Source organism: Streptomyces hydrogenans, from assembly GCF_014656075.1.
Lineage (GTDB): Bacteria > Actinomycetota > Actinomycetes > Streptomycetales > Streptomycetaceae > Streptomyces > Streptomyces hydrogenans.
The window spans coordinates 15,801-30,323 of record NZ_BNBS01000002.1 but is presented as its reverse complement, the minus strand read 5'-3'; the positions used below and the strand labels follow the sequence as shown (position 1 = coordinate 30,323).

Below are 14,523 nucleotides of genomic sequence, written 5' to 3'. Positions count from 1 at the left end.
CCCCCCGGTCCCGGGCGGACGGCCGGGCCGCTACGCCGGCGGCTGCCAGCGGGCCAGGGCCCGCAACGCGCCCGGGGCCAGCCGGGAGAGGGCGTGGGCGCCCCGCGCCTCCGGAGTGACCGGCACGACCGCGCGGTCGTGCAGCACCGCGCCCAGGATCGCGTCCGCGACCTTCTCCGGCGGGTAGTTGCGCAGCCCGTACAGCCGCGAGGCCTTCCGCTGCCGCCGCTTCTCCTCCGCCGCGTCCGTGACCCCGACGAAACGGGTGGTCGCGGTGATGTTGGTGTTGACGATGCCGGGGCAGATCGCGCTCACCCCGATGGACCGGTCCGCCAGTTCGGCCCGCAGGCACTCGCTGAGCATCAGCACCGCCGCCTTGGAGGTGCTGTACGCCGGGAGCGCCCGCGAGGGCTGGAAGGCCGCGGCCGAGGCGGTGTTGACGATGTGGCCGCCCTGGCCGCGCGCCACCATCTGCGCCCCGAAGATCCGGGACCCGTGGATCACGCCCCACAGGTTGACGTCCAGGACCCGCTTCCACTCCTCGCTGGTGGTCTCGAAGAAGGAGCCGGTGAGGCCGATGCCCGCGTTGTTGACGAGGACGTCGACGATCCCGTACTCGTCGGCCACTTTGGCGGCCAGCTTCTCCATCGCCTGCTCGTCGGAGACGTCCACCGCCTCGCCCCACGCCTCGGGGGCGCCGATCAGCCGGGCCATCTCCGCCGTCCGGGCCGCCCCCTCGGCGTCCCGGTCCACGGCGACGACCCGGGCCCCGGCCTCCGCGAAGGCGAAGGCGGTCGCCCGCCCGATGCCGCTGGCGGCTCCGGTGACCAGCACCAGCTGGCCGCCGAACCGCTCCGCGTACTCCGGCCGCACCCCGCTCTTCGCCTCGGGCTCCGCCACCGGCCGCAGCGCCCGGGTCTCCGGCTCCTCGTGGGTGCGGACGAAGTCCCTGATCCACGAGGCCAGTTGGTCGGGACGGGTGCGCGGCACCCAGTGCTTCGCCGGCAGGGTGCGGCGGGTCAGCTCCGGCACCCAGGCGCCCAGGTCGTCGTAGAGCCGCTCGGAGAGGAAGGCGTCCCCGGTCGGGGTGATCAGCTGTACGGGCGCGTGCGCGAAGGCGTCGGGCCGGGGCCGGGAGAGGCGCGCCCGGACGTTGTCCCGGTAGAGCCAGGCGCCGGTGGCCGCGTCGCCGGGCAGCGAGGATGTCGGGTAGTCGCCGGCCGGGACCTTCTCCATCCTCTCCAGGAGCTTCGGCCAGCGCTTGCCGAGCGGGCCGCGCCAGGCCAGCTCCGGCAGCACCGGGGTGTGCAGCATGTACACGTACCAGGACTTGGCGCCCTGGCCGAGGAGCTGCCCGACCCGGCGCGGGGTGGGCCGGGTCATCCGGCTCTTGATCCAGTGCCCGAAGTGGTCGAGCGACGGACCCGACATCGAGGTGAAGGAGGCGATCCGCCCCTCGGTGCGCGGCACCGTGACGAACTCCCACGACTGCACCGAGCCCCAGTCGTGCCCGACGAGGTGGACCGGCCGGTCCGGGCTGACCGCGTCGGCGACGGCCAGGAAGTCGTCGGTCAGCTTCTCCAGGGTGAAGCCGCCCCGCAGCGGCGCCGGGGCCGTCGAACGCCCGTGGCCCCGGATGTCGTACAGCACGACGTGGAACTCCTCGGCGAGCCGCACCGCGACTTCCGACCAGACCTCCTTCGAGTCCGGGTAACCGTGCACGAGCAGCACCGTCGGCCGGTCGGCGTCGCCGAGCTCGGCGACGCACAGCTCGATCCCGCCCGTCCGGACCCGGCGCTCCCGCGCGCCCTTCAGTCCCGCGCCCGCCATCAGACCGCTCCTTCGTTCCAGCGCCGCACGTGCGGCAGGTCGTCGTCCAGCCAGAAAGCGCTCTGCTCGGGGTCCCGGGAGTCGGTGACGACCAGGATCTCCTCGAACTTCGCGCCCGTCCCCCGGAATCCGAGGTGCGGCTCGACCGCCCAGAGGCCCGGAGTGGGCGGGTGGTCGGAGAACTTGTACGGCGACCAGAGCGGCGACCAGCCGTCCCGGTGCCCGTGCACGGCGTCGCTCAGCAGCCCCTTGAGGGACTGGGTGCCGAAGCCGAACAGGGTGGGGGCGAACCGCCGCTCCCGCACCCGGTCGATCTTGTGGGCGATCACGCCGAACGGATAGGCCCGGTGCCGGTTGGCGTACCCCTGGCGGACCATGAGCCGGTCCACGTCCTCGTATATCTCGCGCAGGCTGCGGCGCTCGCGCACCTCGCGGAGGATCAGCTCGCGGTGCGCGCGCAGATCGGCGAGGAGCTTGTCGTGCAGCGGGTTGAGCCCGAGGCAGCCGCTGTAGCCGATGTCGGCCGTGTACCCCTTGTACACGGGCGCCATGTCGAGGATGAAGGGCATCCCCGCCTCCAGGCGCCGGTCGGTGGGGAAGAACTGCAGCGGGATCTTGAAGTCGACGAAGGCGGTGCGGTCGCCGAACCAGGCGAACGGGCGGTGGAACCAGTCCTTCACCCCCCGCTCGTACAGCCACTCGCGCTGCATCCGCGCCGCCTCGCGCTCGGTCACGCCCGGCCTGAGCTGGGCCGCGACCGCTTCCGCGCAGGCGTAGGAGAGCTGCTGTACTTCCCTGAACCCCCGCAGGTCCGCGGTCAGTTCGCTTGCCACTGCTGAGGTCATGCCACCCGCCCGTCCGGTGTGAGCGTCCGGTCGCCCTACGCGTCCGTAACTTGACACCGATGAATGTGACAATGCCCGGCGGCTACGTCAAGGGGTGTGCACGAGCCCCTGTGGAAAACTCCCCGGGGCCGGGACCCCGACGACTTTCGTCGCGACCTCCCTCAGGGTTCGTACTCCCTAAGTCGGAGAGGGTTCGATCCGTAGGTCTGACGACCTCTGTGGCGCGCGCCACTACCTTCGGAATGTGACTGTGATCGCCACCGAAAGCCTCAGCAAGCGGTTCCCCCGGGTGACCGCTCTCGACCGGCTCTCCCTGGACATCGGGCCCGGTGTGACCGGACTGGTGGGTGCCAACGGAGCCGGCAAGTCCACGATGATCAAGATCCTGCTCGGACTCTCCCCCGCCACGGAGGGCCGCGCCGAGGTCCTGGGCCTCGACGTCTCGACGCACGGACCCGAGATCCGCGAGCGCGTCGGGTACATGCCCGAGCACGACTGCCTCCCGCCGGACGTCTCGGCCACCGAGTTCGTCGTCCACATGGCGCGGATGTCCGGCCTGCCGCCGACCGCCGCCCGCGAGCGGACGGCCGACACCCTGCGCCACGTCGGTCTGTACGAGGAGCGCTACCGCCCCATCGGCGGCTACTCGACCGGCATGAAGCAGCGGGTGAAGCTGGCCCAGGCCCTGGTCCACGACCCCAAGCTGGTCCTGCTCGACGAGCCGACCAACGGCCTCGACCCGGTCGGCCGGGACGAGATGCTCGGCCTGATCCGCCGGGTCTGGACCGACTTCGGCATCTCCGTGCTCGTCACCTCCCACCTCCTCGGCGAGCTGGAGCGGACCTGCGACCACGTCGTCGTCATCGACGGCGGGAAGCTGCTGCGGTCCAGCTCCACCAGCGACTTCACCCGCACCACCACGACCCTCGCGGTCGAGGTCACCGACTCCGACGACCACCCGGACGGCACCGCCGCCCTGCGCGCGGCCCTCGCCGCCGCCGGCGTCACCCTCCACGCGGGCGTGGAGGAGGGCCTGCCCGGCGCCGGTCACATCCTGCTCCTGGAGGCCCCCGGCGAGGAGACGTACGACCTGGTGCGCGACACCGTCGCCGACCTCGGCCTCGGCCTGGTCCGCATGGAGCAGCGCCGCCACCACATCGCCGAGGTATTCCGTCCCGAGGCCGCCGAGCAGCACGAGGAGGTCAAGGCCCGATGAGCACCCCCGCCCCCGAGGCAGCCCCCGACACCACCCGGATCCACAACATCGGATACCGGTCCTACGACGGCCCCCGACTCGGCCGCTCCTACGCCCGCCGCTCGCTCTTCTCGCAGTCCCTGCGGGGGGCGTACGGCCTGGGCCGCAGCGCCAAGTCGAAGGTGCTCCCGATGCTGCTCTTCGGGGTCATGTGCGCCCCGGCGCTGATCATCGTCGCCATCTCGGTGTACACCAAGGCCGACGAGCTCTTCGTCGAGTACACCCAGTACGCGGTCCTCCTCCAGCTCGTCATCGCCGTCTACCTGGCCTCCCAGGCCCCCCAGTCGGTCTCCCGCGACCTGAGGTTCCGGACGGTCCCGCTGTACTTCTCCCGCCCCATCGAGCGGGTCGACTACGTGCTGGCCAAGTACGGGGCCATGGCCTCGGCCCTCTTCATCCTCACCGCGTCCCCGCTGCTGATCCTGTGGATCGGCTCGATGCTGGCCAAGATGGACTTCGTCGAGCAGGCCAAGCTGTTCGGCCAGGGGCTCGTCTCCGTCGCGGTCCTCTCGGTGCTCTTCAGCGGTGTCGGCCTGGTCATGGCCGCGCTCACCCCGCGCCGCGGCTTCGGCGTCGCCGCCGTGATCGCCGTCCTCACCATCACCTACGGGGCGGTCTCCACCCTCCAGGGCATCTCCTACGCCACCGAGAACACCGGCGCCGTCCCGTGGCTCGGCCTCTTCTCCCCCCTCACCCTCGTCATCGGCCTGCAGAACGCCTTCCTCGGCGCGCCCGCGTCCTTCCCCGGCGAGGTGCCGGTAGGGGCCGGGGCCGGCGTGGTCTACCTCGTGGTGATCCTCGGCCTCATCGCCGCCTGCTACGGCATCCTGATGGCCCGCTACCGGAAGGTCGGACTGTGAGTGCCCTCCCGTCGACCGCCACCACCCCTCTAAGGAATGGGCCGCGCCCATGAGCACTCTCCACATCGACCACGTCTCGCGCTGGTTCGGGAACGTCGTCGCGGTCAACGACATCACCATGTCGATCGGGCCCGGCGTGACCGGTCTGCTCGGCCCCAACGGCGCCGGGAAGTCCACCCTCATCAACATGATGGGCGGCTTCCTCGACCCCTCCACGGGCAAGGTGACCCTCGACGGCGAGCCGGTCTGGCGCAACGAGTCGGTCTACCGCTCCATCGGCGTCGTCCCCGAGCGGGAGGCGATGTACGACTTCCTCACCGGCCGCGAGTTCGTGGTGGCCAACGCCGAGCTCCAGGGCCTCGGTGCCGCGGAGGCCCAGCGGGCGCTGGCCACCGTGGAGATGGAGTACGCGCAGGACCGGAAGATCGCCACGTACAGCAAGGGCATGCGGCAGCGCGTGAAGATGGCCTCGGCCCTCGTCCACGAGCCGTCCGTGCTGCTGCTGGACGAGCCGTTCAACGGCATGGACCCGCGCCAGCGGATGCAGCTCATGGAGCTGCTGCGCCGGATGGGCGCCGAGGGCCGCACGGTGCTGTTCTCCTCGCACATCCTGGAGGAGGTCGAGCAGCTCGCCTCCCACATCGAGGTGATCGTCGCGGGCCGGCACGCCGCCTCCGGCGACTTCCGCCGGATCCGCCGTCTGATGACCGACCGGCCGCACCGCTACCTGGTCCGCTCCAGCGACGACCGGGAGCTCGCCGCCGCCCTGATCGCCGACCCGTCGACGGCCGGCATCGAGGTCGACGCGGTCGACGGCGGACTGCGGATCCAGGCCGTCGACTTCGGACGGTTCACCGAGCTGCTGCCGAAGGTCGCGCGGGAGCGGGGCATCCGGCTGCTGACGGTCTCGCCCTCCGACGAGTCCCTCGAATCCGTCTTCTCGTATCTCGTCGCGGCCTGAAAGGAGCACGACCCCGATGTACGACCCCACGGTCGCCCGGCTCACCTACCGGGCCCTCCTCGGCCGCCGCCGGGCGGCGATCCTCTTCCTCCTGCCGGGCCTGCTCCTGATCATCGCCGCGGCCGTCCGGGCCATCAACGGCGCGGACGACCAGGTCGCGGCCGACCTCCTCGGCGGCTTCGCGCTGGCCACGATGGTCCCGCTGATCGGCGTCATCGCCGGCACGGGCGCGATCGGCCCGGAGATCGACGACGGCTCCATCGTCTACCTGCTCTCCAAGCCGGTGAAGCGGCCGACGATCATCATCACCAAGCTGATCGTGGCCATCGCCGTGACCATGGCCTTCTCGGCCGTGCCCACGCTGATCGCCGGCTTCATCCTGAACGGCAACGGGCAGCAGGTCGCCGTCGCCTACACGGTGGCCGCGCTGGTGGCCTCCATCGCCTACAGCGCGCTCTTCCTGCTGCTGGGCACGATCAGCCGGCACGCCGTGGTGATCGGCCTCGTCTACGCCCTGGTCTGGGAGGCGCTCTTCGGCTCCCTGATCGCCGGCGCCCGCACCCTCAGCGTCCAGCAGTGGGCCCTCGCCCTCGCCGAGAAGGTCACCGGCGAGGGGCTGATCAGCTCGGACGTGGCCCTGCCGACGGCGACGGTCCTCCTGGTCGTCGTCACCCTCGGCGCCACCTGGTTCGCCGGCCACAAGCTGCGCACGCTGACGCTGGCCGGCGAGGAGTAGCCGCTCCTCCGGACGGGAGGTCAGACGGTACGGTCGCGGGCGGCGAGCAGTCCGACGCCCGCGGCCGCCGCGCAGACCCCGAGCACCAGCGCGATCGGCAGCGTCCAGGAGCCGGTCGCCTGGTGCAGGGCACCGGCCGCGAGCGGTCCCGCGGCGGCCATCAGATAACCGACCGTCTGCGCCATCCCGGAGAGCCGGGCGGCCGTCGGGGCGTCCTCGGTCCGCAGCACGATCAGGGTCAGGGCGAGCCCCAGGGCCCCGCCCTGGCCGACGCCGAGGACCGCGGACCAGAGCCAGGCGCCCTCGGCCGGGGCGACGAGCAGCCCGGCGTAACCGGCCGCGACCATCGCCGTCACCAGCACCACCAGCGGGCGCTGGCTGCGCCTGCGGCCCGCGAGCAGCGGCACCACGAAGGCCCCGGCGATCTGGATCAGGTTGTTGAAGGCGAAGACCACCCCGGCCTCGGAGCGGCTCATCCCGTGGTCGGTGAAGATCGTCGGCATCCAGGCGATCAGCACGTACGACCACAGCGACTGCAGGCCCATGAAGAGGGTCACCTGCCAGGCGAGCGCCGAGCGCCACACGCGCGTGGGCGCGGCGCCGGCGGCCGGGACGGCCCGCACCTCGTGGCCGGTACGACCCCGGGCGATCAGCACCTGCGGCAGCCAGCCCACCGCCGCCACGACGGCGAGCAGCGACCAGAAGCCGAGCGAACCCTGCCAGCCGCCGCCGAGCGCGTCCTCCAGGGGGACGGCCGCCGCCGCGGCGAGCGTGGCACCGGCGACCATGGCTCCCGTGTAGACCGAGGTCATGGTGGCGGCCCGGTCCGGGAAGTCCCGCTTGATCAGACCCGGCATCAGCACGTTGAGCAGGGCGATCGCGGTGCCCACGAGCACCCCGCCGCCGTACACGGCCAGGACCGACGGCAGCAGGCGTACCAGGATGCCGCCCGCGAGCAGCAGCAGCGCGGCGAGGACCGTCCGCTCGGCGCCGAAGCGGCGGCCCAGCCAGGGCGCGACCAGCGCGCCGAGGCCCAGGAAGAGCACCGGGATCGAGGTGATGAGGGAGCCGGCGGTCGAGGAGAGGCCGAAGCTCTCGGCGATCTCGCCGACCAGCGGGGCCACGCTCGCCAGCGCGACCCGCATGTTGAGCGAGGCGAGCACGATGCCGACGAGCAGCAGCACCGGATGGGCGAGCAGCGCCCGCCGCGCGGCCGCCCCCGCCGCCGAGGGACGTACGTCGGCCTCGGCGTCGACCAGCACGCGCGCGGGGCCCGTCTCCGTGCCCCTCACGACCGTGCCCCGCCGTCCGGGGCGGACGTGCCGGACTCCCGGTCCAGCAGCGCCGCCACCGTCTCCGCCGGTATCCGCAACAGCTCGCGGGCCTGGCGTTCGGCGGCGTCCGCGTCGCCCGCCTCGACGGCGGCGACCAGGGCCTCGTGGGCGTCGATGTCGACCGGCGGCATCGCGCGGTCGCCGAGCGCCTCGACCAGGACCTCGTGCACCTGGGTGGAGAAGAAGCGGTAGACCTCGATGAAGGCGGCGTTGTGGGTGGCGCCGACCACGGCGAGGTGGAAGGCCAGGTCCGCGTCGGCGTCCCGGTCGCCCTCCTCGCGCAGGGTGGTCAGGGCGGCCCGCAGCCGCAGCAGGTCGTGGGTGTCCCGGCGCTCGGCGGCGAGCCGGGCCGCCTCCGCCTCCAGGGCGGTCCGCACCTCCAGGACGTCGCGGGCGCCCGCGTGCCGGACCCCGCGCAGGACGGCGGCCGGGTCGGCGGTGGAGCGGACGAAGGTGCCGTTGCCCTGCCGGGACTCCAGGAGCCCGGAGTGGACGAGGACCCGGATCGCCTCGCGGACGGTGTTGCGGCCGACACCGAGCTGCTGCGCGAGTTCGTGCTCGGTCGGGATGCGGTCGCCGACGGACCACTCGCCCCCGGCGAGCTGCTCCCGCAGCTGTTCCACCGCGGAGTCCACCAGCGAGGTCCGCCCCGCCGCTCTCAGTGCCGCCATCCGCTCCGTACCTCCGTACCCGACCGATTCACCCGGTTGCCCAGTCATCCTACAAGTAATCCACAGGAGTGCTCACGGTCACCGAGGCACCGCCCTCCGTCCGGACTACTGTGGGCTCGTACGTGCACCGAACACCCTCATCACCCTCGGGAGTCAGTCATGTCAGACCGCTTCGACGTCGTCGTACTCGGAGCTGGCCCCGGCGGCTACGTCGCCGCCATCCGCGCCGCCCAGCTGGGCAAGCGGGTCGCGGTCGTCGAGGAGAAGTACTGGGGCGGTGTCTGCCTGAACGTCGGCTGCATCCCCACCAAGGCGCTGCTCCGCAACGCCGAACTGGCGCACATCTTCCACCACGAGGCCAAGACCTTCGGCATCAAGGTCGACGGCACGGTGACCTTCGACTACGGCGACGCCTACCGCCGCAGCCGCACGGTCGCGGACGGCCGCGTCAAGGGCGTCCACTTCCTGATGAAGAAGAACGGCATCACAGAGTTCGACGGCCGGGGCACCTTCCTCGACGCGAACACCCTCCAGGTGGCGAAGGCCGACGGCACCACGCAGACGATCACCTTCGACAACTGCATCATCGCCACCGGTGCCACCCCGCGCCTGCTGCCCGGCACCGCCCTCAGCGACCGGGTCGTCTCCTACGAGCAGCAGATCCTCGCCGAGGACGCCCCGAAGTCGATCGTCATCGCCGGCGCCGGCGCGATCGGCATCGAGTTCGCGTACGTGCTGAACAACTACGGCACCAAGGTCACCATCGTCGAGTTCCTCGACCGGATGGCCCCGCTGGAGGACGAGGAGGTGTCGAAGGAGCTGGCGAAGCAGTACCGCAAGCTCGGCATCGACGTCCTCACCTCGACCCGCGTCGAGGCCATCGACGAGACCGGCCCGCAGGTCCGCGTCACCGTCACCGGCAAGGACGGCGCCAGCAAGGTCCTGGAGGCCGACAAGGTCCTCCAGGCCATCGGCTTCGCCCCGAACGTCTCCGGCTACGGCCTGGAGAACACCGGTGTCGCCCTCACCGAGCGCGGCGCGATCGACGTCGACGGCCGCTGCCGCACCTCGGTGCCGAACATCTTCGCCATCGGTGACGTCACCGCGAAGCTGATGCTCGCGCACACCGCCGAGGCCATGGGCGTCATCGCCGCCGAGACCCTCGCGGACGCCGAGACCATGGAGCTCGACTACGCCATGATCCCGCGCGCCACCTACTGCCAGCCGCAGATCGCCAGCTTCGGCTACACCGAGGCGCAGGCCCGCGAGAAGGGCTACGACGTCAAGGTCGCCAAGTTCCCCTTCATGGCGAACGGCAAGGCCCACGGCCTCGGCGACTCCACCGGTTTCGTCAAGATCGTCGCCGACGCGAAGTACGGCGAGATCATCGGCGCCCACCTGATCGGCCCGGACGTCACCGAGCTGCTGCCCGAGCTGACCCTGGCCCAGCAGTGGGACCTCACCGTCCACGAGGTCGCGCGGAACGTGCACGCCCACCCGACCCTGGGCGAGGCCGTCAAGGAAGCGATCCACGGCATCGCCGGCCACATGATCAACTTCTGAGGCCCGGCTCCGTCCCGGCGGCGGAGCACGGTCCCGGGTGATAGGCACTGAGAGGTGCCGAGCGAAACCTCCCCGGGTGGCGAACCGTCCCGACCGATCAGGTCGTGGGTGCGTTCGTCACCCGGTACGCATCTCTGGCTCGCGGTCATCGCGGTCACCAGCCTCGTCCTCGCGCTCTCGCCCGACGGCTTCGACACCTATCTGCTGCACCGCAACAGCAGCAACCTCCACCAGCTGGCCCACCACCCGGTCCGTGCCCTCCTCGCCAGCGCGTTCTGGATCCAGGACCCCGGCGCCCTGCTCTTCTACGCGGTCCTCTTCGAGCTCTTCCACGCGCCCGTGGAACGCTGGCTCGGCACGCCGAGGTGGCTCTTCACCGTCGCCACCGCGCACGTCGTGGCCACCCTCGTCAGCCAGCAGGTGGTCCTCTTCGCGATCACCCACCACGACGTGCCGCGCAGCATGGCCCACGTGGTCGACATCGGCGTGAGCTACGGCCTCGCCGCCTCCGTCGGCATCCTCACCTACCGGCTGCACGGCGTCCTGCGGTGGCTGTACCTCGCGGGAGCCGTCGCCTTCTTCCTCGCGCCGCTGCTCGCCGACCGCACGTACACCGACCTCGGCCACGCGCTCTCGCTCGCCGTCGGCCTCGCCTGCTACCCGCTCACCCGCCACCCGGACGGCGCAGGGCCGGACGGAAAACCGTTCGCCCCCGAACGGAGGTCCGGAGCACACTAGTTGTGCGGGGGACACGGGGGATCTCCCGAGGGGCGGCCGCTTCGAGCGCGTGGACTCCGGTCCGCGCGGGCCGCCCCTTTCTCGTACGAGGAAGGGCCCGCCTCCCCAGGGAGGCGGGCCCTTCTCCGTAGGTCCTCGGCGGTGGTCCTAGGAGGCCAGCAGGCGCTCCAGGACGACCGCGATGCCGTCCTCCTCGTTGGAGGCCGTCACCTCGTCCGCGATCGCCCGCAGCTCCTCGTGCGCGTTGCCCATCGCGACCCCGCGCGCGGCCCAGCCGAACATCGGGATGTCGTTGGGCATGTCGCCGAAGGCGATGGTGTCCGCCGCCTTCGCGCCGAGCCGGCGCGCCGCCAGGGAGAGGCCGGTGGCCTTGCTCAGGCCGAGCGGCAGGATCTCCACGATCCCCGGACCGGCCATGACCACGTCGACCAGGCCGCCGACGGTGGCGCGCGCGACGGCGGTCAGCTCGTCGTCGGACATCGTCGGGTGCTGGATGTAGAGCTTGGTGAGGGGCGCCGCCCACACCTCGGCCGGGTCCTCGTAGGGCACGTACGGCAGCGGGCCCTCCTGCGCCTGGTAGCCGGGTCCGATCAGGACCTCGCCCTCCAGGCCGTCCCGGCTCGCGGCGATCGCCAGCGGGCCGGCCTCCGCCTCGATCTTGGAGAGGGCGAGCCCGGCGAGCTGCCGGTCCAGGGTGAGGGAGGTCAGCAGCCGGTGCTCACCGGCGTGGTAGACCTGCGCGCCCTGGCCGCACACCGCGATCCCCTCGTAGCCGAGGTCGTCGAGGATGTGCCGGGTCCAGGGCACCGCCCGTCCGGTGACGACGATGTGCGCGGCGCCCGCCGCCGTCACCGCGGCGAGTGCCTCCCGGGTACGGTCCGAGACGGACTCGTCGGCCCGCAGCAGCGTGCCGTCGAGGTCCGTCGCGACCAGACGGTAGGGGAAGGCGCTCACTTGGCGATCGGCTCCAGGACCTCGCGCCCGCCCAGGTACGGCCGGAGGACCTCCGGGACGCGCACCGAGCCGTCGGCGAGCTGGTGGTTCTCCAGGAGGGCGACGATGGTGCGCGGGACGGCGCACAGCGTGCCGTTCAGCGTGGCGAGCGGCTGGACGGTCTTCTTGCCGCCCTGCTCCTCGCGCATGCGGACCGAGAGGCGGCGGGCCTGGAAGCTGTCGCAGTTGGACGCCGAGGTCAGCTCGCGGTACTTGCCCTGGGTCGGGATCCACGCCTCGCAGTCGAACTTGCGGGAGGCGGAGGCGCCGAGGTCGCCGGTGGCGACGTCGATCACCTGGAAGGGCAGCTCCAGGGAGGTGAGCCACTGCTTCTCCCACTCCAGGAGCCGCTTGTGCTCGTTCTCCGCGTCCTCGGGCGCGACGTAGGAGAACATCTCGACCTTGTCGAACTGGTGGACGCGGAAGATGCCGCGGGTGTCCTTGCCGTACGTGCCGGCCTCGCGGCGGAAGCAGGGCGAGAAGCCCGCGTACCGCAGCGGCAGCTTGTCGGCGTCGATGATCTCGTCCATGTGGTACGCGGCGAGCGGGACCTCGGAGGTGCCGACCAGGTAGTAGTCGTCCTTCTCCAGGTGGTACACGTTCTCCGCGGCCTGGCCGAGGAAGCCGGTGCCCTCCATGGCGCGCGGGCGGACCAGCGCGGGGGTGAGCATCGGGATGAAGCCGGCCTCGGTGGCCTGCGCGATGGCCGCGTTGACCAGCGCGAGCTCCAGGAGGGCGCCGACGCCGGTCAGGTAGTAGAAGCGCGAGCCGGAGACCTTGGCGCCCCGCTCGACGTCGATGGCGCCGAGCGTCTCGCCCAGCTCCAGGTGGTCCTTGGGCTCGAAGCCCTCGGCGGCGAAGTCGCGGATGGTGCCGTGCGTCTCCAGGACGACGAAGTCCTCCTCGCCGCCGACCGGCACGTCCGTGTGGACGATGTTGCCGAGCCGGAGGAGGAGCGCGCGGGCCGACTCGTCGGCGTCGTTCTGCTCGGCCTCGGCGGCCTTGACGTCGGTCTTGAGCTGATCGGCCCGCTGGAGGAGCTCGGCGCGCTCGTCCGGGGTGGCCTTGGGGATCAGCTTTCCGAGCGACTTCTGCTCGGAGCGGAGCTCGTCGAAGCGGACGCCGGACGACCTGCGCCGCTCATCGGCGGAGAGCAGGGCGTCGACGAGGCCGACGTCCTCTCCACGGGCGCGCTGGGAGGCGCGAACACGGTCGGGGTCCTCACGGAGCAGGCGAAGGTCAATCACCCCACCAGGCTACCGGTGTGCGCTCGCGCGACCCCACCGGATATGCGGGCGCGTGTTGGTATGCCCGAATTGGGGTTCTTGTTGCGGTCCTGGAAATTCCGGGGAATCGAGTTATCCACAGGGTGTGAGGAAGTTCTGTGGATTCAGGGTCCGCCACCTCCGAATTGCGTGATCAAACCCGATTCACGCACTCATTTCGAGGGGAATCGCTCGCTCCGGAGGGTGAGGGAGGCGGGGTGGCTCTGACGTACGCAGGGGTGGGCCCTGTGGATGGAGCGCATGCGCACGAGGGGTGACGAGGGTGATTTGTCGACCTTGTCGGAGGCGGGTGTCGACTTGTCCCCAGCCTGCGCGTCGAGCCTGTGGATAACTAAGGGGAGAAACCAAAAAGTATGCAGGTAGGGCTAATAAAGCCTGCCTGTGGACGAACGGACGCACAAACCGCGCCGCTCGGTCACCATCGCGGTCAGGCCCTTCCGTCCTGGGCCCTCGCCAGCCAGTCGGAGGCAGCCGTGAACTCCTCGTCCGAGGTCCCCCGCCGCAGCGGCCTGACGTCCGCGCGGGACGCGCCCGCCCGCGGATACGAGCCGAGGAAGCGCACCTGCGGACAGATCCGCTTCAGACCCATCAGCGCCTCGCCGACCCGCCGGTCCGAGACGTGGCCCTCGGCGTCCACCGCGAAGCAGTAGTTCCCGATCCCCGCCCCGGTCGGCCGGGACTGGATCAGCATCAGGTTCACTCCACGCACCGCGAACTCCTGGAGGAGTTCCAGAAGGGCACCCGGATGATCGTCACCCAGCCACAGCACCACCGAGGTCTTGTCCGCGCCGGTCGGCGCCGCCGGCCGGGCCGGCCGGCCCACGAGCACGAAACGCGTCTCCGCGTTCTCGGCGTCGTGGATCTCCTTGACCAGTGCCTCCAGGCCGTACGTCGCCGCCGCGAACTCACCCGCGAAGGCCGCGTCGAACCGCCCCTCCTGCACCAGCCGGGCGCCGTCCGCGTTGGACGCCGCCGACTCCCACACCGCCTCCGGGAGGTGCTTGCGCAGCCACTGGCGCACCTGCGGCTGGGCCACCGGATGGCCCGTCACTGTCTTGACGTCCGACAGCGCGGTCCCGGGGCGCACCAGCAGCGCGAAGGCGATCGGCAGCAGCACCTCGCGGTAGATCATCAGCGGCTCGCCCGAGGCCAGCTCGTCGAGGGTCGCCGTCACGCCGCCCTCGACCGAGTTCTCGATCGGGACGAGCGCGGCGGCCGCCTCCCCGTTCCGTACGGCGTCGAGCGCGGCCGGGACGGAGACCATGGGGACGAGCTCCCGCGTGGCCGCCTCGGGCAGGCTCCGCAGCGCGGCCTCCGTGAACGTGCCTTCGGGGCCGAGGTAGGTGTACCGGGTGGCGGACATACCGTCACCCTAATGCGGACCGGGACCCCCGCCCTCCCCGTCTCAGCCCTCGGCCCCCGGCGGTCACCGGCTCCCGGCCGGCGGCGGG

13 protein-coding genes are annotated in these 14,523 nt (G+C 71.6%); 6 read left to right on the top strand and 7 right to left on the bottom strand.

Annotated features, from left to right (window positions below):
- Positions 1-30 precede the first annotated feature (30 nt).
- Complete coding sequence (locus IE321_RS01580; RefSeq protein ID WP_190221441.1) at positions 31-1,830, bottom strand: SDR family oxidoreductase; 1,800 nt, start codon at positions 1,828-1,830, stop codon at positions 31-33.
- On the bottom strand, positions 1,830-2,675 hold the full coding sequence (locus IE321_RS01575; RefSeq protein WP_190221440.1) for a M24 family metallopeptidase: 846 nt from the start codon (positions 2,673-2,675) through the stop codon (positions 1,830-1,832). The genes IE321_RS01580 and IE321_RS01575 overlap by 1 nt, the downstream gene beginning before the upstream one ends.
- 250 nt (positions 2,676-2,925) lie before the next feature.
- Here IE321_RS01575 and IE321_RS01570 point away from each other — a divergent pair, with 250 nt between their 5' ends.
- From IE321_RS01570 to IE321_RS01555, 4 genes are read left to right on the top strand one after another with little or no spacing between them, the layout of a single operon-like run.
- On the top strand, positions 2,926-3,891 hold the full coding sequence (locus tag IE321_RS01570) for an ABC transporter ATP-binding protein (protein ID WP_190221508.1): 966 nt from the start codon (positions 2,926-2,928) through the stop codon (positions 3,889-3,891).
- Positions 3,888-4,790 carry an ABC transporter permease gene (locus tag IE321_RS01565; protein WP_043222585.1) on the top strand — a complete coding sequence of 301 codons (903 nt, stop codon included), beginning with the start codon at positions 3,888-3,890 and terminating at the stop codon, positions 4,788-4,790. Before IE321_RS01570 ends, IE321_RS01565 begins: the two co-directional genes overlap by 4 nt.
- A gap of 49 nt (positions 4,791-4,839) precedes the next feature.
- Positions 4,840-5,751, top strand: a complete 912-nt coding sequence (locus IE321_RS01560; protein ID WP_043222582.1) for an ABC transporter ATP-binding protein — start codon at positions 4,840-4,842, stop codon at positions 5,749-5,751.
- Positions 5,752-5,767: 16 nt separating this feature from the next.
- Positions 5,768-6,487 carry an ABC transporter permease subunit gene (locus IE321_RS01555; RefSeq protein ID WP_043222580.1) on the top strand — a complete coding sequence of 240 codons (720 nt, stop codon included), beginning with the start codon at positions 5,768-5,770 and terminating at the stop codon, positions 6,485-6,487.
- 20 nt (positions 6,488-6,507) lie between these two features.
- Here the strand turns inward: IE321_RS01555 and IE321_RS01550 are convergent, their stop codons facing one another.
- Both IE321_RS01550 and IE321_RS01545 read right to left on the bottom strand, forming a co-directional pair.
- Positions 6,508-7,779, bottom strand: a complete 1,272-nt coding sequence (locus IE321_RS01550; RefSeq protein ID WP_226652187.1) for a CynX/NimT family MFS transporter — start codon at positions 7,777-7,779, stop codon at positions 6,508-6,510.
- Positions 7,776-8,492 (bottom strand): FadR/GntR family transcriptional regulator, encoded by a 717-nt coding sequence (locus IE321_RS01545; RefSeq protein WP_190221439.1) that lies wholly within the window; start codon positions 8,490-8,492, stop codon positions 7,776-7,778. The genes IE321_RS01550 and IE321_RS01545 overlap by 4 nt, the downstream gene beginning before the upstream one ends.
- 159 nt (positions 8,493-8,651) lie before the next feature.
- Between IE321_RS01545 and lpdA the strand changes: the two genes are divergently transcribed.
- On the top strand, positions 8,652-10,055 hold the full coding sequence (lpdA, locus tag IE321_RS01540; protein ID WP_043222574.1) for a dihydrolipoyl dehydrogenase: 1,404 nt from the start codon (positions 8,652-8,654) through the stop codon (positions 10,053-10,055).
- Positions 10,056-10,163: 108 nt separating this feature from the next.
- The gene (locus IE321_RS01535) at positions 10,164-10,793 is read left to right on the top strand and encodes a rhomboid-like protein (protein ID WP_226652188.1); all 630 of its coding nucleotides are present in this window, start codon (positions 10,164-10,166) and stop codon (positions 10,791-10,793) included.
- Positions 10,794-10,940: 147 nt separating this feature from the next.
- Here IE321_RS01535 and IE321_RS01530 read toward each other — a convergent pair whose 3' ends face one another.
- The 3 genes from IE321_RS01530 to pheA all read right to left on the bottom strand — a co-directional run bounded on the left by IE321_RS01530 (position 10,941) and on the right by pheA (position 14,435).
- Complete coding sequence (locus IE321_RS01530) at positions 10,941-11,747, bottom strand: HAD family hydrolase (RefSeq protein ID WP_043222571.1); 807 nt, start codon at positions 11,745-11,747, stop codon at positions 10,941-10,943.
- The gene (gene serS, locus IE321_RS01525; RefSeq protein WP_043222570.1) at positions 11,744-13,033 is read right to left on the bottom strand and encodes a serine--tRNA ligase; all 1,290 of its coding nucleotides are present in this window, start codon (positions 13,031-13,033) and stop codon (positions 11,744-11,746) included. The genes IE321_RS01530 and serS overlap by 4 nt, the downstream gene beginning before the upstream one ends.
- Positions 13,034-13,499: 466 nt before the next feature.
- On the bottom strand, positions 13,500-14,435 hold the full coding sequence (gene pheA / locus IE321_RS01520) for a prephenate dehydratase (protein ID WP_043222569.1): 936 nt from the start codon (positions 14,433-14,435) through the stop codon (positions 13,500-13,502).
- Positions 14,436-14,523 lie beyond the last annotated feature (88 nt).